The sequence below is a fragment of the Sphingobium sp. genome, assembly GCF_032153725.1.
Classification (GTDB): Bacteria; Pseudomonadota; Alphaproteobacteria; order Sphingomonadales; family Sphingomonadaceae; genus Sphingobium.
This window is the reverse complement of sequence record NZ_JALDYQ010000007.1, coordinates 1-22459: the sequence shown is the minus strand read 5'-3', so window position 1 is coordinate 22459 and position 22459 is coordinate 1. Positions and strand designations below refer to the sequence as shown.

23 protein-coding genes are annotated in these 22459 nt (G+C 62.3%); 10 read left to right on the top strand and 13 right to left on the bottom strand.

Annotated elements, in window-relative coordinates:
• The 4 genes from RUH75_RS04090 (at position 1) to RUH75_RS04075 (ending at position 3855) form a co-directional block, all read left to right on the top strand.
• On the top strand, positions 1-1065 hold the full coding sequence (locus RUH75_RS04090) for an aromatic ring-hydroxylating dioxygenase subunit alpha (protein WP_313802446.1): 1065 nt from the start codon (positions 1-3) through the stop codon (positions 1063-1065).
• A gap of 11 nt (positions 1066-1076) precedes the next feature.
• Complete coding sequence (locus tag RUH75_RS04085) at positions 1077-2135, top strand: hypothetical protein (RefSeq protein WP_313802444.1); 1059 nt, start codon at positions 1077-1079, stop codon at positions 2133-2135.
• A gap of 19 nt (positions 2136-2154) precedes the next feature.
• A complete protein-coding gene (locus RUH75_RS04080; protein WP_313802442.1) occupies positions 2155-3003 on the top strand; it encodes an alpha/beta hydrolase in 849 nt (282 codons plus the stop codon).
• Positions 3004-3117: 114 nt separating this feature from the next.
• On the top strand, positions 3118-3855 hold the full coding sequence (locus tag RUH75_RS04075) for a hypothetical protein (RefSeq protein ID WP_313802440.1): 738 nt from the start codon (positions 3118-3120) through the stop codon (positions 3853-3855).
• A 124-nt stretch (positions 3856-3979) separates the two neighbouring features.
• Here RUH75_RS04075 and RUH75_RS04070 read toward each other — a convergent pair whose 3' ends face one another.
• From RUH75_RS04070 to RUH75_RS04040, 7 genes are all read right to left on the bottom strand, one after another.
• Entirely contained in the window at positions 3980-5011 is a 1032-nt protein-coding gene (locus RUH75_RS04070) for an AraC family transcriptional regulator (RefSeq protein ID WP_313802438.1), read from the bottom strand.
• 54 nt (positions 5012-5065) lie between these two features.
• Positions 5066-5794, bottom strand: coding sequence for a glucose 1-dehydrogenase (locus RUH75_RS04065; RefSeq protein ID WP_313802436.1), 729 nt, complete (start codon positions 5792-5794; stop codon positions 5066-5068).
• A 54-nt stretch (positions 5795-5848) separates the two neighbouring features.
• Complete coding sequence (locus tag RUH75_RS04060) at positions 5849-6898, bottom strand: aldo/keto reductase (RefSeq protein ID WP_313802434.1); 1050 nt, start codon at positions 6896-6898, stop codon at positions 5849-5851.
• A gap of 109 nt (positions 6899-7007) precedes the next feature.
• Complete coding sequence (locus RUH75_RS04055) at positions 7008-7799, bottom strand: nuclear transport factor 2 family protein (RefSeq protein WP_313802432.1); 792 nt, start codon at positions 7797-7799, stop codon at positions 7008-7010.
• 27 nt (positions 7800-7826) lie between these two features.
• Positions 7827-8240: a hypothetical protein gene (locus RUH75_RS04050; protein WP_313802430.1), complete on the bottom strand. Its 414-nt coding sequence runs from the start codon at positions 8238-8240 to the stop codon at positions 7827-7829.
• The gene (locus RUH75_RS04045; protein ID WP_313802428.1) at positions 8233-9978 is read right to left on the bottom strand and encodes an FAD-dependent oxidoreductase; all 1746 of its coding nucleotides are present in this window, start codon (positions 9976-9978) and stop codon (positions 8233-8235) included. The genes RUH75_RS04050 and RUH75_RS04045 overlap by 8 nt, the downstream gene beginning before the upstream one ends.
• Positions 9979-10172: 194 nt before the next feature.
• Positions 10173-11168: an AraC family transcriptional regulator gene (locus RUH75_RS04040; RefSeq protein ID WP_313802426.1), complete on the bottom strand. Its 996-nt coding sequence runs from the start codon at positions 11166-11168 to the stop codon at positions 10173-10175.
• A gap of 202 nt (positions 11169-11370) precedes the next feature.
• Between RUH75_RS04040 and RUH75_RS04035 the strand changes: the two genes are divergently transcribed.
• Positions 11371-12126, top strand: a complete 756-nt coding sequence (locus tag RUH75_RS04035; protein WP_313802424.1) for an SDR family oxidoreductase — start codon at positions 11371-11373, stop codon at positions 12124-12126.
• A gap of 50 nt (positions 12127-12176) precedes the next feature.
• Here RUH75_RS04035 and RUH75_RS04030 read toward each other — a convergent pair whose 3' ends face one another.
• Positions 12177-12839: a DsbA family oxidoreductase gene (locus tag RUH75_RS04030; protein ID WP_313802422.1), complete on the bottom strand. Its 663-nt coding sequence runs from the start codon at positions 12837-12839 to the stop codon at positions 12177-12179.
• Between the two features lie 2 nt (positions 12840-12841).
• Entirely contained in the window at positions 12842-14305 is a 1464-nt protein-coding gene (locus RUH75_RS04025; RefSeq protein WP_313802420.1) for an FAD-binding oxidoreductase, read from the bottom strand.
• 271 nt (positions 14306-14576) lie between these two features.
• Here RUH75_RS04025 and RUH75_RS04020 point away from each other — a divergent pair, with 271 nt between their 5' ends.
• Together RUH75_RS04020 and RUH75_RS04015 are read left to right on the top strand one after the other, a co-directional pair.
• Positions 14577-15863: an FAD-dependent monooxygenase gene (locus RUH75_RS04020; protein WP_313802418.1), complete on the top strand. Its 1287-nt coding sequence runs from the start codon at positions 14577-14579 to the stop codon at positions 15861-15863.
• Positions 15864-15920: 57 nt separating this feature from the next.
• Complete coding sequence (locus RUH75_RS04015; protein WP_313802416.1) at positions 15921-16445, top strand: YybH family protein; 525 nt, start codon at positions 15921-15923, stop codon at positions 16443-16445.
• 50 nt (positions 16446-16495) lie between these two features.
• On the opposite strand, the gene RUH75_RS04010 is transcribed toward RUH75_RS04015, so the two are convergent.
• The gene (locus RUH75_RS04010) at positions 16496-17161 is read right to left on the bottom strand and encodes a TetR/AcrR family transcriptional regulator (RefSeq protein ID WP_313802414.1); all 666 of its coding nucleotides are present in this window, start codon (positions 17159-17161) and stop codon (positions 16496-16498) included.
• A 122-nt stretch (positions 17162-17283) separates the two neighbouring features.
• Between RUH75_RS04010 and RUH75_RS04005 the strand changes: the two genes are divergently transcribed.
• Complete coding sequence (locus RUH75_RS04005) at positions 17284-17493, top strand: hypothetical protein (protein ID WP_313802412.1); 210 nt, start codon at positions 17284-17286, stop codon at positions 17491-17493.
• Positions 17494-17533: 40 nt separating this feature from the next.
• A complete protein-coding gene (locus tag RUH75_RS04000; RefSeq protein WP_313802410.1) occupies positions 17534-19123 on the top strand; it encodes an NAD(P)/FAD-dependent oxidoreductase in 1590 nt (529 codons plus the stop codon).
• Between the two features lie 62 nt (positions 19124-19185).
• On the opposite strand, the gene RUH75_RS03995 is transcribed toward RUH75_RS04000, so the two are convergent.
• Genes RUH75_RS03995 through RUH75_RS03985 form a run of 3 tightly spaced genes read right to left on the bottom strand, consistent with a single transcriptional unit; the run spans position 19186 to position 20662 of the window.
• Positions 19186-19470 carry a cytochrome C oxidase subunit IV family protein gene (locus RUH75_RS03995; RefSeq protein ID WP_313802408.1) on the bottom strand — a complete coding sequence of 95 codons (285 nt, stop codon included), beginning with the start codon at positions 19468-19470 and terminating at the stop codon, positions 19186-19188.
• A gap of 10 nt (positions 19471-19480) precedes the next feature.
• Positions 19481-20026 (bottom strand): cytochrome c oxidase subunit 3, encoded by a 546-nt coding sequence (locus RUH75_RS03990; RefSeq protein WP_313802406.1) that lies wholly within the window; start codon positions 20024-20026, stop codon positions 19481-19483.
• Between the two features lie 60 nt (positions 20027-20086).
• Positions 20087-20662, bottom strand: a complete 576-nt coding sequence (locus RUH75_RS03985; RefSeq protein ID WP_313802404.1) for a hypothetical protein — start codon at positions 20660-20662, stop codon at positions 20087-20089.
• Between the two features lie 529 nt (positions 20663-21191).
• Here RUH75_RS03985 and RUH75_RS03980 point away from each other — a divergent pair.
• Positions 21192-22448: an amidohydrolase family protein gene (locus RUH75_RS03980; RefSeq protein WP_313802402.1), complete on the top strand. Its 1257-nt coding sequence runs from the start codon at positions 21192-21194 to the stop codon at positions 22446-22448.
• Positions 22449-22459: the final 11 nt, after the last annotated feature.

Sequence of the window (22459 nt, the reverse complement as noted above, 5' to 3'; positions counted from 1 at the left end):
ATGCGGATCATGAACGAAAGCCCGGAGGGCATCACGCGCGGCATGGACAATGTGCCGATGAATGCCTGGTACGTCGTCGCGGGCGTCGAGGAAATCGGCGCGGACCTGCTGTCGCGACGGGTCTGCGACATCCCGCTGGTGCTTTATCGCAAGGCCGATGGCGACCCGGTGGCGCTATTCGATCGCTGTCCGCACCGCTGGATGCCGCTTTCGCTCGGTAATCGCCTGGGCGACGAAATCCAGTGCCGGTATCACGGCGCGCAGTTCGCAGCCTCGGGGCAGTGCACGCTTATTCCCTCGCAGGAGCGCTTGCCGCCCGGGCTGGGGGTGCGGCGTTTCCCGCTTGTCGACAGGCCGCCGTTCACCTGGATCTGGATGGGGCCTGAGGAAGCGGCCGATCGGGCGTTGATCCCCGATCCCGGCCGCGTCCGCTCCGATTACGTCCAGTATTTCAACTTCTGCTATCCGATCGAGGCGGACCACCTGCTGATGTTGGAGAACCTGATGGATACGAGCCATCCGACCTTCCTCCATCCCGGCTCGTTCGACGATGGGCAACTGGCGGGTGCGCCCATGCGGATAGAGACCGGGCCCAATCTGGTCCGCCTGATCCGCGACGTCGGCGTGCATGTGCCGGGGGAAGGCACCACGCGCTTCTTCGAACTCGATCCCGGCAGGCCGGTGCGCCAGACGACCATCACCGAGACCTTCGCGCCTGCTCTCAACGTCATCGTCTACCGGTTCGACTATCCCGACGAGCCGGAACGGCCAATGAAGGACTTCGTGGTGCTGGCGCCGATCACCCCGTCATCGCCGCGCTCCTGTTATCATTTTGTCGCGTCATGCTTCTCGTGGCCGGTGGGCTTCACGCGCGAACAGGTGACCATCGGAACGCTGGAGATCATCAAGGATGACAAGCTGGCGCTTGAAGCCGTCGAGGCGCGCCGCGACGAGGCTCTGCCGGGAGAGAAGGAATTTCATTTCCGCGCCGACACCGCCTCGCTTCATCTGCGGCGGATGATCCAGGAAATGGCACGGACCGAACGCCTGCAACCCGTTGATTGAGGAGAGGGACGATGGTCGCTTCAACGCACAAATCCGCCCAACTGGTGCCCGCCTTCAAGCGGCAATTCGAACTATGCGCCCTGAAACCGGGCGAGACGGTGGTCTTCCTGACCGATCGCGATACCGACCGGGAGCAGGTCGTTGCCGGGCTGGCGGCGGCGGCCGAACTCGGCAATGTCGCCTACGAGATCCATGTCGATCTCAACATGAACATCCCATTCGTCGGCATCAATCCACTGTCTGACCAAGGCGTGCTGGAAGCCTTGAAGCGGGCGGGGCTGGTGATCGCCTTCTACGTCGGCTTCTTTGCGGAGTGGCAGCCGGAAATCCGCAAGGCCGGCGGGCGCATCCTCAACATTCTCGACACCAGCAGGCAGTTGCTGCGCCTGCAGGGGACACCTGCACTGCGCGCCGCCGCCAAGGCTGGCGAGGCGAGGCTGCGCAAGGCCCAGCGCGTTCGCCTGACCAATGCGGCGGGAACCGACCTCCGTTGGGAAATCGACCAGCAGGCGCCGTTCCTCTGCCACTATGGCGCCGCTGACGAAACCGGCCGCATGGACCACTGGGGGCAGGGCATGATCGCACACTTCCCGGTCGAGGGCTCGGCCAGCGGCCGCGTCGTCGTGCAGCCGGGCGATGTCTGGATATTCCCCTATCAGCGCTTCGTGAGCAGCCCGATCGAACTGGAAGTGCGCGACGGCTTCATCCGCGAAATCGGGGGAGGGCTCGATGCCAAGATGTTCCGTTACTTCCTCGAAGAGGCGCAGCTTTCTGAAAGCGACATGGACCCCTTCGCGATCTCGCACATGGGCTGGGGCCTCAATCCCAGGGCGCGGTGGGACGACACGGTGGCTTTCAATGGCAACCTCGAGGATCTCGCCGCCTCTGCGCGGGCCTATCCGGGCAATTTCCTGTTTTCGACCGGCCCTGGCTACAAACGCAAGACCAAGGGGCATATCGACATGCCCATGTGCGACTGCACGGTCGAGCTTGACGGCGACGTCGTGGTCGATCGGGGCCGGCTGGTCGATCCGGCGATGATCGCAGATCCCGAACGCGCGTATCACTGAGGGGCGGGCCATGACGGCGATGGATGAGGCCAAGGCGCGGATTGGCGAGATCGGCGCGCGAATTTCGCCGGATATAATGCTGGAGATGCGCGCGCTGTTCGCGCAGCTGTTGCCCCCTGCGGATCCTGCGATCCGCGTGACGCATGATCTGGCCTATGGCAAGCACGAACGCCATAGGCTTAACCTGTGCGCGCCCGCCGGCATTACGGGCGCGCCGGTGCTGATCTTCGTTCATGGCGGCGGCTTCGTTGCCGGCGACAAGGATGAGGCGCCGGGCGCGTTCTACGACAATGTCGGGACCTGGGCGGCGCGCAGGGGTATGGTCGGCATGACCGTCAACTACCGCCTGGCGCCCGACCACGCATGGCCCGCCGGACGCGACGATGTCGCCGCCGCTGTCCGCTGGGCGAGTGAAAGCATCGGGCCGTACGGCGGCGATCCCTCGCGGCTGTTCCTCATGGGGCATTCGGCAGGTGCGGCGCATGTCGCCGCTGCGGTGGGCGAGGCGGGGACGGCCGCTTCTCTGGCCGGGTGCATCTGTTTGTCCGGCATCTACGACCTGTCGATCGCGCCGGTGAATCCCGCCTACTTCGGCGAACCCGAACTGCATGCGCCGCGCTCGCCGCTGGAGGGCCTCGCAAGCGCGCCGATTCCGCTGCTGACGGCAGTGGCCGAACATGATCCGCCCTTCATTCAGCGTCACACTGCAAGCCTGTGGCTGGCTCGACTTGCCGCAAGGGAAACGTTGCCGATGATCTTCCAGTTGCGTGGCCACAACCACTTCTCGGGCGCATTCCATATCGGCAGCGAGGACGACGCGTTCGGTCTGGCGATAAGTGATTTCGTCGCTGCTGCAGGGAAAAATTGATAGCCATGTTATTTTTTTCTAGGCTCGGTCTGTCGCTCCCGTCAGAGGAGTCGCAACGTCCTGGGGGAGAATGCCGTGCCTACGATGCCGTTACCGCCCGCCGATTTCGTTCACATGGATCAGGCGCTGCAGAGCCAATTCGAAATGATGCAGTTGCCGCCGCTGATCCTTACGACAGCCCTCGTGCTGTGGGTTGCCTGGAAGCAAAAATCTCTGCTGCCGATTTATCTCTTTCTGTCCGCCGGCATAGCCTACATGGCCGAACCGCTGTCGCAGTTGCTCGGATTGGGCATCTATCCCCCGGAAGGCATGCATGCGGTATGGCGGGCTTTCAATCGCTCCGTGCCGCTGTTCGGCTTCCTTGCTTATTTATGGTTTCTGGGCGGTCTTTCCTGCTTCGCTTATGGTCGCTTTATCAAGGGGATCACGACCAGGGGCATTTTTATTATGTACGTTGTCCTGGTCGTCATAGAGACCATTCTGGAGATTCCCGGTCTTAATACCAGTACCTTCATGTATTATGGACCGCAGCCATTCGTGATGATGAAGTTCCCTGTCTGGTGGGCTTTCGTGAATGCCGGCGCGGCCATGCTGGCGGCATGTCTCGTCTTCAAGATGAGAGATTATGTGAAGCCGATCTTCTATCCAATTTTCCTCTGGAGCGTTCCGCTCGCCAATAGCGGCATCATGGGCGGCGCGGGACTGCCGGTGCAGATCGCGCTTAACCGGAACGACAGTCTGCCGGTTACGCACATCGCCGCCGTGTGTACGATCGCGCTATGCTTCTTCGTCATCTACATGATCGCGCTGTTGTGCGCGACTGATTCTGGGGCAACGGTCAAAGGCGAGTAAGCCGGGACGGCTGAAATTTCGGCCTACCGGGGTTGCGCGGCAATCCGGCGCAGTTGCGCTGCACTGGATTGCTTCGCCGGCGGCCCGCAATGATGACCGGGGGCGTGTGCCGGCCACCAGCCGGTCAATCTTGGCTGGTGCGGGCCTGTGCTTCGTGCATCCGGTAGTGCCGGGGCGAGCAGCCGACATGTTCGCGAAAGGCGCGGGATAGCTGTGACGTGCTGACGAACCCCACCAGCCGGGCGACCTCTGAAACCGGCAGGCGGGGATGGAGGATCAGCGTGTCGCGCGCCTTTTCGATACGCAGCCGCTTCATCGAGGCGGCAAGGCTTTCCCCGCCTTCGAACAGACGAAACAGTTGGCGTTTGGACAGGCCGCATCCCGCGGCCACCTTGTCCGCATTGAGCGACGGATCATCCAGATTGGCTTCCATGTAGGCTAGCACTTGCCCCGATCGGTCGGGGGAATCCGTCAGTTGCAAGTGGGCTTCACTGCTTTGGTTGAAGGCGGTGACGATCAGGCGCGCCATATCAGGCAGGATCCCCGCAAGACTCTGCCGGGCGGCGTCGAGGCGGGCCTGCTCGGCTATTCCGCGAATAGCCGCATGGAGCGCGGCACCAGCCCCGACGTAGGCGGAAAGGCGCCGCCCGAACACCACCGCCCTCGTATCGCCCAGCGCGGCCTCAATGTCCGGTATCGGGATATGCGCGATGAGATAGCGGTATTCGCCGGAGGAAATGACCTTGCTGGGCGCTGTCCAGCGCATCAGCGCCATTTCTCCGGGCCGCGGCCAGCCGCCATGATTGCCGTCTGGACGGTTGCGCCCGCTCAGGGATATGGCAAGCAGGGCGTAGTCCAGTTCCGGTCCGGCATTTCGATCGACCCTGGTCTCGATCACACCGCGCCCTTCGATTGTGGTGAACCACCAATCGCCGGCCCAGGAAATGCAGGTTCGCTGCCGGTTGCCTTCGTTCTGTTCGAAAGCAACGCGGATGGATGACAACGCCGCCCTCGCGCGGGGAGGGAGCAAGGCGATATCACGTTCTTCGAACAGATGCGCTACAGGCATGAGTGCGCGCGCCTCGAAAGGGCTGCCGGAATTTCGCGCCATTACCTTGCGGTTACTTTCCGCTACCGCCCGAACGGGTTCGGACATCGGGGCCTCCTCTCAGCCCCATTCTAGCAAGGAAAGCATCCCGTTCCAATCTCCCTAGGGCGCGGAAAGTCCGCCATCGGCGATGAATTCGGCCCCGGTGCAATAACTCGCCTCGTCCGAGGCGAGGAACAGCACGAGGTTGGTCAGTTCCTCCGGCTCGCCGATACGTCCCATCGGGATCAGCGGTTCCACCAGGCCCGGTGTGTCCGCTGCCGACGCCATGGGCGTGCGTATGACCCCGGGGTGGACCGAGTTCACGCGAATGTTGAGCTTGGCCACTTCCACCGCGAGCGCCTTGGAAAGGCCCCTGACGGCGAATTTCGAGGTGCAGTAGACCACGCCCTTGGGGAAGCCGCACAGGCCCGCTACCGAGGAGATGTTGACGATCGAGCCGCCGCCGGCCCTTTCCATCAGGGGCACCACGGCGCGGCAACCGAGAAACACGCCGGTTTGGTTTATCGCGATGACGCGGTTGTATTCCGCATCGCTGACCTCGGTGAAGGTGTTCTCGGCCACGACGCCCGCATTGTTGACGAGGATCGAGACCGGGCCGACACGCTCCGCCTCTTCGCAGACGTTGCGCCAGCTTTCGCCATCGGCAACGTCATGCTCGACGAAAAGGCAGGCCTCGCCAAGTTCGTCCGCCACGGCGCGTCCGCCCTTCACATTGATGTCCGTGCAGATCACCTTGGCGCCTTCGCGAACGAAGCGCCGGCAGTGGGACGCGCCCATGCCGCTGCCACCCCCGGTGACGATCGCGATCTTGCCTTCAAGCCTTCCCATTGGTTCGCTCCCTGATCTTGATCCTTGTTGTTCCACCCGCATTGTTTCGCGCGGTCAGGGCCGATAGGCCGGTATCGGCGGCGTGCGGTCCGCGTTGATCATGCGCTGGATGCGATTGGGATAGGGCAGGGGCGTCTGGCTGGCTTTCTCGAGCGAATTGAATTCGTCCTCGCCGAGCGACCATTCCATCGCCTTGAGATTGGCCACGAGCTGCTGCTCGGTACGCGCGCCAAGGATTAAGGTGTCGATCCAGGGGCGACGCAGCACCCAGTTCAGCGCGACGTCGCCCACGGTTCTTTCCCGCTTCTCGGCGATCTCACGCAGGACGTCGAGCACATTGTAAGCCAGTTCCGGATTGGCCGGCGGGGGATAGTTCGGCAGCGCTTCGAATCGTGATCCCTTGGGCAGTGGCTCTCCGCGCCGATACTTGCCGCTGAGGAAACCGCCGGACAGCGGTCCCCAGGCCATGAGGCCGACGCCCTGGTCGAGTGCGGCCGGGATCAGCTCGTTTTCGGCATCGCGGTCGATCAGCGAATAGCACATCTGATGCGAGACGAAGCGCTCGATCCCCAGCGTGTCCGAGGCCGCCAGGGACCGCATCATGTGCCAGCCCGAATAGTTCGAGCAACCGACGTACCGCACCTTGCCGTCGCGCACGAGATCGTCGAGCGCGCGCATCGTCTCCTCCGCCGGCACCAAGTAGTCGGGGTAATGGAGCTGAAAAAGGTCGATCCAGTCGGTCCCGAGCCGGCGCAGGCTGTCCTCGCACGATTGCACGATATGCCGCCGCGAGGCGCCGCGGTCGAAAGACCCGGTTCCCATTGGCATCGTCGTTTTGGTGCCCAGGGCGATATCCTTGCGATACGGCTTAAGGGCCTCGCCGAGGATCTTCTCAGAATCGCCGGTCGAATAGACGTCGGCCGTATCGAAATAGGTCACGCCGGCGTCGCGGCACAACCCGATCAGGCGACATGCCTCTTTGGTCTCGACGACTCCGATATTGCCCACGGCGACGTCCGCCGACGTCGGAAATCCAAAGGTTGCCGCGCCAAATGACAAGCGCGAAACTTCAAGTCCCGACTTGCCGAGAAAGCTGTATTCCATGTCCTGATCCTCTCCGCGACATGTTTATGGGCGCGCTGAGCACGTATCCATCGGGGCCGCCGCGCAGTGGTGTGTGCCGCAGCCCGATCCTTTATCAGCCCGGCCGGGCTCAGGCCGGAGCGTTGGCCTGCGCGTTCTTCTCGTCGTCTCGGCCGAAATAGGTTGCACCATGTTCTTCGAACGATTGGCCTAACACCTTCATGGCCAGATCGGAGTCGAGATAGTCCCGGAAGCGCACGACCTTGCCGTCGCGAATGATCATCGCGTAGTGATATTTGTTGTTGTAATCGCGGCCGTCGACAGTCTTCGACTCTCCCGAAAGCTCCACGTGCACCCTGTCATCCTCGGCAGTGATGGTGTCGATGGTGAACTTGAGCCCGCCGGGAATGACATCGCGCATCGCCGGAAATTCCTTGGCGAGATCGGTCTTGGTCTTGCTGCCGGCAAGCGCGAACTGGCCTGGGGTTTCGAACACCACGTCGTCGGCGAGGCAGTCAAGGAAACCCTGGGTGTCGAGAGCGCCGAGCGTTTCGATCAGCCGCCGCGCAACCACCTTGTTCTCCTCACGGCGATCCTTGCGAGTAGTGTAGATTTCCTCGCACATGAGACCCATGGCCGTGGGCATGTCGAGGGCGTCGATCATGCTCAGATTCGGCGCGGCGTCCAGCAGCGCCTTGGCGCAGCGTTCGGCATCATCGACCTCGTAGATCGCGAAATATTGGTACGTCGGCTTTTCGGCGGGCGGCACGACCTGGCTCGCTACCCGGTAGCGGGTGAACGACCGGAAGCCAGGCAGGGCGATCGCCTCGGGGCCGTGTACCTCGTTGAACCAGGTGTTGAATTCCTCGTCCTTCTCCGGCGAGATGACATTGGACATCGAGATGAGTAGCGTCTTGTTCATCGATCCTGCTCCTTATCCATCATTTTTTCAGTTCTTCGGCGCCCCCGCGGCGATCCACGCGCGGATTTTGGCGATCGAGGCATCGTCGAGATATGGTCCGCCAAACGGCATGCGCGCGCCCTTGCCCCCGACGCTGGCCTGCGTGCCCTGCAACTTGTGCAGCAGATAGCTCGCGTCGGGCTTGCCGGCCTTTACACGGGGCAAGGCGGACTCGGTCGAGGCTTTGCCGACAAGCTGGGCATAAGCCAGGCCGGGCGCCAGCGACATACCACCGGGTTCGCTGCCGGTGACATGGCAGGCCACGCAGCGCCGCTGGAAGATCGGCAGCACATCCTTCGAGAAGGAGGCAGCGGTCGGCGATTTGGCGGCCGGCATCGCCGCCGTGCCGCCGACACAGACCAACATGGCCAGCAGGCCAAGGACGGGCGCGCGCTTAGACATGGGCGCTGTTCGCTGCGATGTAGGCAAACGTCAGCGCGGGGCCGATCGTGCCGCCGCCGCCGAAATACTGTCCGCCGGTGGGGCTGGAGATGCAGTTCCCGGCGCCGAACAGACCCGGTATCGGTTTGCCCTTGCTGTCAAGGATACGCGCCTCGGCGTCGGTGAGCGGACCGCCGCAAGTGTCAAGTGCGCCAGGGCCGAGGAGGATTGCGTAATATGGGCCGTTGTCGGTGAGTGGGTGCAGCACAGAATTGGGATATCGCTGTTCTTTATCGGCGGGCGGGGCACCCGCGCGACGTGGAGAAAAGAAGGGCATCCATTCGGCCTCGTGCGGATTGCTGCCGCGTGCGAAATCCTCATCCACGCCGGTCCGGGCGAACTGGTTGAAGCGGGCAACGCTCGCCTCGAGGTTTGCCGCGAAATCGCTTGCGAGCGGTGCCTCGCCGATGATGGTCTTGAGCGTGGCCATCCGGGCGGCGATGGCGCTCGCCAGATCGGCCAGCGTGTTCCCGGTAATGATGTAGGGCGAGTCGCCGGCTTTTTCCGGAATGGGATAGGCGCCGCCGTAGATGTCGATCCCCCGCTGGTCGAAGATCATGATCATGACGTCATTGGGGTAATCGTCGTTAGTCAGGCTGTATTCGAAATGCACCTGGGTGCGATCACTATAGTGGCGCTTTTCGTTTACGGCGCGCTTGCCGAGCCGGTTCACTTCAAGCATGGCATCGCCTGGCGGAATGAATACGCCTTGTGCGAGCACGCGATTAGCCATGGCTTCTTCGAGCACCACCTGCATGCGCCAGGCGGTGGAGAGCGTGCCCATGGCGGCACCAACCGCTTCGGCGATCGGAATGAAATCGCCCGTCGACGATGGCATTGCGCAGGAACCCAGCACGGGCGGTTGATGCAGGCGCAGCAGCGTCTCCGAATGAGCGAACCCGCCGGAGGCGAAGATCACGCCCTTGCGCGCACCCAGCCGGATGGTGCTGTCCGCGGTCTTTACTTCAAGGCCCGTGGCGCGGCCCTGTGCCATGATCAGCGCGGTCGCTTCATGCCCTGTGAGGACTGGTACGCCTTGCTTTTCCAGCCAGCCGGTCATCCGGGCGATCATCGCGGGGCCGCCGAAAGTGCCGTCCGGCATCGGCTTGGCCCACATCGTGCGTCCGCGAATGCCCTTGTTCTCGGGTAGTCCCGGCGCGTAGTCCGTCGCCACCGTGGTGGAGCCGGGAATCTCGAAAGTGACAAGGTCGAGCGCGCCGAGCTTGCGCAGCCGGTCCTCGACCAGGGCTGCGTTGCGATAGAATGCCCTCAACAGGGCCATGCGCTCGGGACCGACCCCATAGTCGGGCAGGTCGGGCGCATATTGGCGCGGATAGGCAAAGCGGCACATGTACCGTATGCACGCGTCTTCATCATCAGTCTGTCCGGCGGCGGCTTTCATCATGCTGTTGCCGGGCAGCCAGGCGGCGGCGCCGGACTTGAGCGTGGTGCCACCGGCGATCGGTTGCTTGTCGATGACGATGACCTTGTCGCCGTTGGCGGTGGCGGTCACCGCCGCGGCCAGTCCGGCGGCCCCCGAACCGACGCAGATAATGTCGACTTCCTGGTCGAAGCCGCGCGCGTCCTTGGCGCCCGCTTCGGTCGAAGCCGAAAACGACGCCGCTACCAGCCCTGCGCCGCCTAGCGCCAGGACTGAACGACGATCGACATTACTCTGACCCGATTTATCGCCCGCCAATGCTTCTCTCCTCGCGCGGCAGGCTCTGGCTCAATCCGAACGCCCGGGCATGAAGCCCATGTTGCCGTGTGTTTTGTCGACTGTGATAGTGTGCCGCGCGCGACTTCCGCGCAAGGCATATCTTTGGCGTAGAACGCCAAATAGTTTGCATATCATGCCAGTTGAGGTGGGTGTCGCAATTGCCCGTTTCGACGTCAGGATTGTGCGGCGGCCCGCGCCGCATCGGGTGGCTGTACCGCATGGTTCAGGCGCAACGTTTTTACGTCGCGCATCGGCGGTGCGCCGAACAACCGGCGGTATTCGCGGCTGAACTGAGTGGCGCTTTCATATCCGACCCTGAGCGCCGCATTGCCCGCGTCAAGTTCTTCGCTCAGCATCAGTCGCCGCGCTTCGTGCAGGCGCAAGTGCTTCTGGAATTGCAGAGGGCTCATGGCCGTCATCAGGCGGAAGTGGTGGTGCAGTGTTGAGACGCCCATGCCCGTTACGTCCGCCAGAACACCGATGCGCAGCGGCCGCGCGTAGTTGTCACGCAGCCAGGCTATGGCACGGGCAATGCGGTTGCCCTGGGTTCCGAGGTGGACGATCTGTCGAAGTCGTCCGCCGGCCGGACCTGTCAGCACGCGATAGAGGATCTCGCGCTGGATGAGCGCGCCAAGGATCGGGATGTCGGTGGGGCTGTCGAGCAGTCTGATCAGCCGGGCCAGTGCGTCGAAGAGCTCCGGGCCCGCCGGTGCTGTCGCCATGCCTGACCCGTTCGGCGCGGCATCGGGATCGGCCAAGTCGATATCGGCAATCATCTTCTTCGCCGCGACAAGATCTAGCTTGAGGAGAGCGGAAATGTATGGCCGTTCCGGGCTCGCCTCCAGAACCTGTGCAATGGTCGGCAGGTTCACCGTGGTCAGCAGGAAGCGCGATTCATTATAGCGATAGGCCGCATCGCCGAGCAGCACACGCTTGCTGCCCTGCACGATCATCGAAAGGCTGGGCTCGAAAACAAAGGATGCGGGTGGTTCCGGCGCATGGCGGCGCATGATCAGCAGTCCGGGAATCGTCGTAGCCAAATCATCCTCATTACCAAGCAATCGGGCAATAGTTCCCGCCAGATCAGCTCTGACAGATGCGGTTGCGGCGCGGCGCCGATCGTCCTCTTTGGCAGAGTTAAACTGCATTTCAGCGATATCCTTCTTCAAGGATGACCATAGCAGGCATGCTTTCCGGTGCACGTCTCAACTTGCCATCTCGGATTATCGGGCAAGATTTCGGTAGGATCGGGCTACCTGCCGGACGGAACGGATCGGTATTGAGCAAAGGCATCGGGAGCTGTCGGCCGTTTCCATCGCTTGAAGCGGCGGGCTCTCCCGCCCGGCACCACCATCAAGAGGGAATTAAGGCATGACGGACATCGCAGGAAAAGTCGCGCTGATCACCGGCGCTTCGAGCGGTATCGGCGAGGCTGCCGCTATCAAGCTGGCAGCAGCGGGCATGAAGGTCGGCATTGCCGCCCGCCGCGTCGGTCGGCTGGAAGCATTGAATGCGCGAATCGCCGAAAGCGGCGGCGAGGCGCTCGTTATCGAAATGGACGTCGCCGATGCCGCATCGGTCAACTCCGGCGTTGCGAAGCTGGCGGAAGCCTATGGCGCGGTCGACGTGTTGTTCAACAATGCCGGGGTCATGCCCATGTCCCAGATCGACGAGCTGAGGATCGATGACTGGAACCGGACGATCGACATCAACTTTCGGGGTGTGCTGAATGCCACGGCGGCCGTTCTCCCGCACATGATCAAGCAGCGTTCCGGTCACATCCTCAACACATCCTCGATCGCGGGTCGCAGGGTCAACATCGCCCCCGGCCTGACCGTCTATTCCGCCACAAAATTCGCCGTCAATGCCTTCACCGAGGGGCTGCGTACCGAGATCGGCCCGAAGCACAACATCCGCGTGACCTGCATCCAGCCCGGCCTGGTCGCGACCGAACTCGGCGAAAAGACGGGAGATCCCCAACAGGCCGAGCAGGTCAGGGCCTTCAGCCAGATGATCAAATTCCTGGATGGCGCCGATATCGCGGACGCCGTGCTCTACGCGATTCAGGCGCCCGAGCATGTCAATGTGTCGGAACTCTTAGTCGTGCCGGTTCAGCAGCCGGTTTGACCTGTCCCGATCAGGGGCGAGGACCCAAGGCCCTCGCCCCCAGGGTTTGCTTATCCCGCCCGTTCTTCCACACCCTGCGCGGCAAGCGCGGCGGTGATGGCCTCGGCCAGGGCGTCTTCGCTCTGGCCGCCGGCGATGGCGATGCCGCCGCCGAAGATGAAATGGGGAACGCCGCTGATTCCGCGCGCTGACGCGGCCTGAGCTTCGGCAAGGGTCTTGGCGAGTTCCGCTTCGGAGCGGACCAGCGCCAGGGCCTGCGCACGATCGAAACCGTGTGCGGCGCCGATATCCGCAAGCACCTCCGGATCGGCGATATCCCTGATTTCGACGAAATGCGTGAGACCGAGCGCGACCGCGAGCCGGTGTTCGGTGCCGAGCGGGCGGGCGCCCCTGATCAGCGTGTGCGCCGCGATGGTGTTGGCAATGCGCGGCTGGCGCGCAAGGTCCAGCCCCAGGCCGGATCTGCGCGCTTCCGCTTCGGGCCGCTCATAGAAGGAGGCGGCGTCGAACTTGCCGAAACGCTGGGTAAAATAGGCCGCCACGTCGCGGCCCTCACGCGGCGTGTCGGGCATCAGCAGCACGGGATGGTGCTGGATTTCCACGCTCAGCCCCTCGAAGCGTTCGGCCAGCACTTTGTCGAGCCGGTGACTGCCGATGGCGCACCATGGGCAGATGACATCGGTGTAAAGTTCGATCTTGAGCGGAGCGGCCATGCTCATGCTCCCTTCGGCTTGATGTTCTTGTTGAAGCGGAACAGGTTCTGCGGATCCCACTTCGTCTTGAGATCGACCAGGCGTTCCCACTTGGCGGGCTTGCCGTAAAGCCTGCTCAGCCACTCCGGACCGCGATCGGTGGTGAGATTGCAGTATCCGTTGCCGAGCATCAGTGGCTGCAGCGTGTCTCCGTTGCCATCGACCCAGGCAGCAAACGTGTCGTCATTCTCAGGGCTGTCCCATTGGGCGACGCTTTCCCAGAATATTCCGGCCCCCTCGCGAGAGAAGGATACCGAATCCTCGTCGAAATCCTCCGAGATGGCGCCGCCCATGAACCAGATGTTCTGCACGGTGCTCGGCCCCGGCACTTCCGGCGGAGGTGCAATGGCCGCGCGCGAGGTGGTGATTTCGATGATCTCGTCAGTGAGGGCTTCGAAATAGCCGCCGCGGGTGTGTACCCTTCGGCCGTAGGGTGCGGCTTCGTCCAAGATGCTGTTGACGATGTGCCAGGGCATCGGCTGCACGGCGACAGCGGCTGGTGTGCCAAGCGCCGCCAATTCGCCCACGACACTGTCCAGGTTCGCGAGATCGCCGGTATAGACGGTCAATAGCGACATCTTGACGACGCCATAATATTCCTCGGGAACGCCGGGCATGGGCGGCGTCGGAACAAGTGCAGCGATCATGCTGAGCTCGCGCGGAGCCGTCTTCATGTATTCGCGCAGCTTCTTGAGAACGGCAGGGGCATCTTCCAGATGGTAGATCACCGCGCCGCCGCCGACAATCGGACCCGCCTTGTGGGCCTGGAAGGTGAGGGACGTAACGACGCCATAGTTGTGGCCAGCGCCGCGCAGGGCCCAGAACAGGTCAGGGTTTTCGGTCTTGCTAGCGGTCACGACGCGGCCATCGGCGGTTACGACCTCGCAGCTCAGCATGCTGTCCACCGTCGCGCCGAAGCGGCGCATGTTGTAGCCCACGCCGCCGCCCAGCGCCAGGCCGGCAACGCCGGTGTTGCTCACCGTGCCGGCGGGCACCACTAGACCATGCGCCTCGCTCGCCGTGTCCATTTCACCCAGGACGACGCCGGGCCCCAGGGTCACCTGAAGCGTTTCGAGATCGAATTCGATGTCCTTGAAGGCCGAAAGATCGATGACGAGTTGCCCTTCGGGCATCGCCGAGCCGTCGACGCCGTGGCCGCCGCCGCTGCGGATGCCGACCGGGATCCCGCGCGCGGAGGCGTAGCGCATAACGCTGGCCACTTCCTCGGTGTTCTTCGGCTTGACGATCAGCGCCGGATCGCGGCCGACCCAGCGCGTATTGAAGATATAGCGGGATTCGCCGAAGGCCGGGGTTCCGGGACGCAGAATCTCGCCCTTGAATTCCGATTCGATGTCCGAGAGATCCGGGATGGATACGGACGTGGTCGGGTCTGCCATTTCAGCCTGCCTCCTCGCTTCGTCGGGCATGCGCCGCGCCGTTCTGTTCGATTGAAAGCGCCGCGCTTTGCGTGCGCTGAGCCGTCGGAATAGCCAGAAGCGCGTACGCGGGCAAGGCAATTGACAGTGATATTATTTACTCGCCGCGTTTTTCGCGTCGCGTCGCGACATTGCGGAAGGGGGACGGATGTGGCGGCGTAATTAATAGGAATGACATTTTTGTTGACGATGGTGGAGCGGTGCAGCATCTTCGCGAAGCCTTGGCTGGTCACCCAGCGGCCGGCCGGGAGTGTCCCGAGAGATGCTTCTGGCCGAACCGGCGAAAGGGTGCGCTGAAGGCCGTGCAGGGCTGGCGTACGAGCATGGGAACGATCGCTTGAGTATGCAGATAGTCGTCAATGGGGGCGGGCCTTCGGGGCTCTATTTCGCGCTGCTGGCGCGCAAGCGGCTGGGCGCACGGGTGACGGTCTACGAGCAGAATCCCAGGGGCGCTACTTATGGCTTCGGGATCGTCCTCGCGGAGCGCGGGCTCAATCGCCTGCTCGCGGCGGATGCGGAAAGCTACCGGATGCTGATGGATGCCTGCTATGTTTCGCGGCATCGGGTGCTTGCCCTGAACGGCGAGCGAATCTTCATCGACGGTGGTGGATATGGCGGCGCGATCGCACGGCTTCGCCTGCTTGAAATCCTTGAGGATTGCTGCGAACGCGCCGGTGTCGAGATCCGTTACGAGACGCGCATGAATGGGGGCGAGTTCGACGGAGCCGACCTGATCGTCGGCGCCGACGGGGTCAACAGCGCGGTGCGCCGCGCGCAGGACGAGGCCTTCGGCACCACGACGCATGTCTTGACCAACAAACTGGCCTGGTACGGCACGCGCGCTCACTTTCCGTATCCGATCCTGTCTTTCCGCAAAACCGAGCTGGGGCAGTTCTGGTGCGTGGGCTATGCCTATAGCGAGACGATGGGCACGTTCGTCGCCGAATGCGATGCCGAGACTTGGGAGACCAGCCTCTCGGGGATGAGTGACGACGAGCGGACCTCGATCGCCGAAGGGATCTTCGCAGAGGAACTCGATGGCAAGCCGCTCATTTCCAACCGCTCGATCTGGGCGAGCCTGCCGGTCATCCGGGTCCGCAACTGGAATGTCGAAAACCGCGTGCTGATCGGGGACGCCCTGCACAGCGCGCATCCCTCCATCGGCTCCGGCACCCGGATCGCGATGGAGGATTCGATTGCCCTGTGTTCCGCGCTTGAAGACGCGGGCGGCGATTTCGCGCGGGGACTAGCCTTGTTCCGTGAACAACGCGAGCCAGCAAAGAACAAGCTGGTCGCCGCCGCAGAGGCCAGCATCGACTGGTACGAGCATATCCACACGCGGATCGGCGGCATGACCGCGCCGCAACTTGTGTTCGACTACATGATGCGGACCGGCCGCGTCGGCGACGAGCGCCTGCGCGAAGAATATCCTTATTTCATGGAGCGCTATGCGCGGGAGTGGGCCGAATTCCAGCAAGCGCCTGAACGTTGGCCGCGCGGTGCCGTCCCCGGGGAGCGTGGAGATGCGGTTGTATCACCGATGAAATAAAGTGGCTGAAAATTTTACCATAAAGCGGTGCCGATGCCGCGGAACGGGAGAGGTGAAATGGCGATGGTGCGAAAGATGTTTGTCGTGGGCGCGGCGCTGATGGCCGGGGGGCTCCTGGGTGCCGCCTCTCCCAAGCCGGCGCCGCAAAGCGATCCCGCGGCTGAGATCACGGCGGCTGAACGAAAGATGGAGGCGATCTACAATTCGCCTGAATATCAAAAAGATCCGACGATCATTCATCCTTATCTCTCGCCTGACATGATCCTGTTCGACGTCCTGGAACCGGGCGTCTTCGCGGGAGAAGCCGCGATCCGGCGCGCTGACGATATCGCCAGCGAATATCCCGGCGGTAAGGTTGCCTTTGGCGATATGAAGGTCCATGCCCGGGGCGATATGGGTTATGCGGCTTATATCCAGCAATTCACCGGCAAGGATGCCGCCGGCAGACCCTTCTCGATGAAGATTCTCACGACCGACACCTGGGAAAAAACCGATGGCCGGTGGTGGATCGTGCATCAGCAAGCGACGGTACCGATGGATGCGGCCACGTTGGTTCAATTGGTGAAGCCCAAGACCAATTGAAATCGAACCCTGCGACGGGACATCGATCTTTCCCCCCGGCACGGCGCTGGCTATGCCGGGGAGGGATTGTTCCGGAGTTCCCGCGTCGCAAACATCGCGAGGTATTGCCCGAGCATCAGTGCGATATCGTCGATCAGAGCCCGCTTCGAAAGGTTGGGCGGCGGTGCGCGCAGATAGGCGCGGATGCTGTCCATCATGACCCGCTCGGTGAAGAAGACCGCTCTGTCGAGCGCGCTGGGCGTGACGGATCCGATCGTGTTGGCGACGAAGGCCTTGACCGCGCCGCGCACGATATTCTCGTAGGACACCGGATGCCATTCAAGGTGAAGTTCGGGCATGGCGTCGATAAGATCGAGGAGGACCAGCTTGTTCTGCGCATAGCCCGCGAGGATACTCGTGGCGCCATAGCGCACCGCGTCTTCCACCGGCATTTCGAGCACATCGCCGACCAGCTTCCTCATGGATGTGGCGAACCGGATCGAGGTGTCCTCATAGAGCGCCATGAGGATTGCCTCGCGGGTCGCGAAGTACTGGTAGAGCGAGCCCACGCTCACGCCGGCGCGTTCGGCGACGCGCACCGTGGTCACCGCGCCAAAACCCTCGGTTGCCGCGATTTCCAACGTGGCCTGCTTGATCCAGTCGACCGTGGCGCGGGAACGACGCTGTCTGGGCGTGCGGCGCCGGCCGCCGCCGCGTTCGTCCGGATCGCTTGCCATGACTTTCTCCCTGCCGATCCGCCGTGTCACGGCGGCAACCGTGCTTTCTTCCAACGCGAATTGAATCTGAATAAATTTCACTATAGCAACGACGCGAAGTACGAAAGAGGCAGCTTGAAACGATGGCGATGAAATTACTGAACCTTGACGGCACCACGCTCATGCAGGTGGCATCCCTCTCGCGCGACGAGAGCAACATGGTCATCAAGGGGGAGATCCTGGGATCAATGCCGATCACTTGCGTCCTGACGCCGAAGGAGGCCCGCTCGCTCCTGAAGATGCTGACGCCCAGGATGTTCCTGTTCCTCCTGACGTTCATCTTCCGGGAGTAAAAACGTCAATAACCGGCATATCGCCGAACCGGAGACAAACATGTCTGACAGTGAATTCGACGTGATCGTCGTGGGCGCCGGGCACAATTCGCTCGGCGCAGCAGCCTATCTGCAGCGCTGCGGCCTCAAGACCCTGGTGCTTGAAAAGAACGCGGTGCCTGGCGGCGGCGCGATCTCCGAAAGCCTGGGCATGGAAGGCTATGTGCATGATACCCATGCAACAGGCGTCGTCCATCTGCAGGGGCATCCGATCCTCACCGCCGACGAACTGGAGCTGAAGTCGAAATTCGGCCTCAGGTTCATCCACCCCGAGATCAGCTTCATGAGCGTCTTCGGCGATGGTACCACGCTGGCGTGCTATGCCGACCTCGACCGGACCTGCGCCGATATCGCGCGCTATTCGGCAAAGGATGCCGCAGCCTATCGCGAGATGGTGCAGTTCATGAGCGGCATCATGCCCATGATCAACATGTCCATGGCGAGGCCGCCGCTGCCGTTCGCCGGGTTCCTTGGCATGCTTGGCAACATGCCGGGCGGAAATGATCTCCTGCTCATGTTCCTCAAGAGCGCGCAGGACATCGTCGTCGAGCGCTTCGAACATCCCAAGGTGCAGCTCCATCTGCTCAAATGGGTGGCGGAAGGGCTGACTTGCTCGCCCGAACAGAAGACCACTGGCATCGCGATGCTCTATCTGATCGGCCTTTCGCACGAAGCGCCTCCGGGCGTGCCGGAGGGCGGCATGCTGTCGCTGTCGCTGTCGATGATCCGCTGCATCGAGCATTATGGCGGCGAAATCCGGCTGGGCGTGAAGGTCAAGCGGATCATCAATTCGGGCGGTGTCGCCAGGTCGGTGGAACTGGACAGCGGCGAAGTGCTTACCGCGCGCCGGGCAGTGGTAGCCACCATTCACCCGCATCTGCTGGGAGACATGGTCGATGGCCTCGATCCCGCGCTGGTCGCAAAAGCCGGTGCGGTACAACTCAGCGATTTCGGCGGGCTGCGCATCAACTGTGCGTTGCGTGAGAAGCCGATCTGGAAAGCCGGGCAACAACCGGACGATTGCCTCTACATCAATCTGATGGATGACACCGAACTGATGTCCTTCCGTGAGTACATGGAAGCGATGAAGCTCGGCAGGCTCAACGAGCGGCCGATCGCCTGTGTGTCCTGCCACACCAATTTCGACCCCACGCGCGCGCCCGAAGGCCGGCACACGCTCTACGTCTTCGCGCTTGCGCCGGGCAAGCTTGCCGATGGCGGGATCGAGGGGTGGGACGGTATCAAGGAAGAACGCGCCGACCGGATCATCGAATGGCTGGGCGGCTATATATCCAACCTGACGCCGGAGAACATCATTGCCCGTCATGTGGATTCACCGCTGGACATGATGCGACACAGCCCCTCCTTCCAGAACGGCGACCTGAACGGCATCGCGATGTTCCTTTACCAGATGATGGGTGCGCGCCCGATCCCGGAACTCTCGCAATATCGCGTGCCGGGTGCGGAAGGGCTCTATCTGACCGGTCCCACAATGCATCCGGGCGGCGGCATGACCGGCGGCGGACGTCCGGTGGCTATCCGCATCATGGAGGATCTGAAGGTCGATTATTCCGCGGTCATCCGCAGTTGAACGCGGAAATGGGATGGTAAGAAAATGAGCCGATAAGCCAAAAGCTTATCGGCTCATTTTCGTTACAGGCCGAAGAAGTTCGTGCGGAATGTTGCAATAACGATGGCGCCGATGGCGATCCACCAGCATTCGGCGAAGAGGCGCATCGGGCGCGGAGCGTGGCGCAGCTCCATGAAATCGAGCAGGATGAAGCGCGTCTTCAGGAAGGCGATGGCCGTGACCGCCATCCCGCCGACATAGGGCGCGTTGAGCCCGGGTAGGCCTTTGAACAACTCCACCGACAGGCAAGTGGCTACGACCAGTCCGAGCCAGATCAGTGTAGCGCGGTTTGCGACGAGAGATTGCATTGTATGGACCTTAGCGCATCAGGTAGAGCAGCGCGAAAAGCACGACCCACAACATATCGACGAGGTGCCAGAAGGCAGCGCCGCCTTCCAGCGTGACCAGCCTGGCCGCGTGAGAGGATCGCGCGCCGACCGTCCGGTACAGGTAGGCCAGCACGCCCAGCCCGATGATCACGTGGATCAGGTGTATCCCCGTGAACATGAAGTAGAACATGAAGAATTCATTGGTTTCGACAGTGATGCCGTGCCGGAACTTGTCGCTCCATTCGATCGCCTTCGAAACGATAAATGCCATGCCCAGCACCCCGGCTCCCGCCAGCAGGTATTTGCTCGTAGCGATCCGCTCACTGCGAAACGCGCGCAGGGATTGGACCACGCACCAGCTGCTCGTCAGCAGGATGAGCGTATTGGCAAGACCGAGCGCTTGGTTCAGTTGCAGTTGCGAGCGGGTGTAGAGCGCCACGTCGTGGGCCCGGTAGTAGTTGAAGGTCACGAAGAACACGGCGAAGAAGAGCATGTCCCCGAAGATGAACAGCCAAACGCCTTCTTCACCGGGCATGTGCCTTTGCCTGCTGACTTGGGGCCGGGCGGCCTCGGTGTGGGAGCCGTGCATTTTGCCCTACTGCTCTAATACCTGTGTCCAGCGCCCCGACTTGATTGCCCCGAGCATCTGGAAAGCCAGGATATTGGCCCAGACGCCCACGATGCCGGCGCCAAGCCAGAAGCTGAACAGGCCGTTCCAGGCAAAGGGGCCGCTCTTGAACAAGACGCCGAGGATGACCGGTGCAAAGATCACCGCGACCCACAGCGTGAAATAACCCATCCAGCGCGGCAGCAGCTTGTTCGGATCGGCCAGCACGGCCAGTCCGATCGCGACCGACTGGAACACCGCCGGCGGCGCCGCCAGGATGAATACAATCCACGAAATGTCATTCATCAGATAAGTCAATTCGGGCGCGCGATCAGGCCGGTAGGCAGTGATCGCAAGCAATAGGCCGCCCAGGAAGAAGCACGCGACGATGACCGTGCCATTCATCGCCTGGGTCCAGGTGTATGGCTTCTCGGCCCGAGGCTCCATGCGCCACATGAAGGCCGAAGTGGCCGCGAAGAACGGGCCGAACATCGATGCGCCGAACATCATCAATATCGCGCCGAGGCGAATGCCGAGGGCATTGTTGCGATAGAGTTCAGCCACCTGATCCATGCCGAGCGTAGGTGGCGGAGGTGGAAGGAAATGGGCGAAGGCGATCAACCCGATCCCAAAGAGGCCAAATCCTGCCGGTCCCGACCAGATGCACAATTTCAGTCCGCGATGCATCGCTTCCCCCGTTGCTGTTGTTATTTGCGGGCACGCTATCGCAGCTATATTGATATGGCAATCAATATTGGAGGTCGATATCGACGAATCCTGGATACCGCATCCCCTGCGCAGCGACTGGATGGCTCGAGACGAGGCACGGAACGGCGGGCCCGAGGGGTTGCGAAAATGTGCCGTGACCGCCACGATATGTTGGGATCGTGCCAAACCTCGAATGGCCGCAACTATGCGCACGCGCGTATCTAACCCGCGGGAATCCAATGGTCTCTGGTGCTCAAACTGCGTTTTTCCGCGCTTCCCGCGATATGGCCTGACGCGAGCGCGCATTGCCGAAGTTCGGGGGAACGGGTAATTTAGCTGTCAATAAATTGTGTGCGGCCGGGAGGTCGTGGGAAAGGAGCTAATGATGCCTGATCAACTCGCTGCAAACGGCAGGGACGCATCGCAGGACATGATCTTCCAACGGCTCCATGGCCGCATTCGCGACACCGACTCGCACGAGATGTACCCGGCCAGCGTCTGGGTCAGGGAATTCGGACCTGTAGTCGCGCCGCTCGTGAAGGTCTTTCAGGAAGGCCAGTCGAAAAAGGTGCCTAATTCGTTTTCGGTCGACGTCGATGAGGATGCCCGTGCCGTCTCGCCGGACAGCATCGGCGACTCATGGGGCGCCGGTTGCTTCGCCGTCGGCGCGTTTGACATGGAAAAGCGGCTTGAGGTCATGGATGTTATGGGCGTCCGGGATTGCCTGCTGTTCGGGTCGGTGATGGCGATCTACGGTCATCAGATGGCGGCGGTGGGCGGTGATCTGCTCACCAATCAATATGAAGAGGCGGGCGACGACGAGACCATGCCGTCGGCGATGGAATTCGGCCAGGCGGTGCTGAAGGCTCACAACGACTGGTGCATTCGCACGGCTGCCATTTCGCCCCGCCTGCGTCCCGTGGCGACGGTGCTGACTGACGATCTCGATGCTGCGCTCGCCGAAACGAAGCGCATGATCGACAATGGCGTGCGCGCCATCGCCATTCCCGCCGGCTCGCCGATCGGCGGCAAGTCGCCAGCCCATCCGGACAACGACGCGCTGTGGAAGCTGCTTTCGGACACGCGCACCGCGGCCCTGTTCCACGTTGGCGGCGATATCGCCTTCCGTCGCGAGACGACCGCCTGGACCGATGCGCCGCTGTTCGCCTCGAACAATACCGTGCCGACCGAGATTCCGATCGACCCTTACAGCATGGCGACATCGAACCTAGCCGTGCAGAACTATCTGACCAGCCTCGTTCTCGGCGCGGTCTTCGAGCGGTTCCCCGATCTGCGCTGCGGCATCATGGAATATTCCGCGGGCTGGCTGGGTCCGCTGGCCGAGAGCCTGGACGGCTGGGTTGACCAGTTCAAGACCCGCTTCACCAGCGCGCTGACGATGAAGCCTTCCGAATACATCCGCCGCAACGTGCGCGTCGCGCCGTTCGATTTCGAGCCGGTGGACCGCTATCTGGAAACCTATCCCTTCATGGCCGACGTTATCTGCAGCGCGACCGACTATCCGCATTTCGAGGGCGGCAAGGATCCGATCGCGAACATGTTCGACAAGGTTCAACGCTTTGGCCCTGAAGTGGTGGAAAAGGTCCTCGTCACGAACGCAGAATGGATCATGCCGGACTGAATTGGCCCATT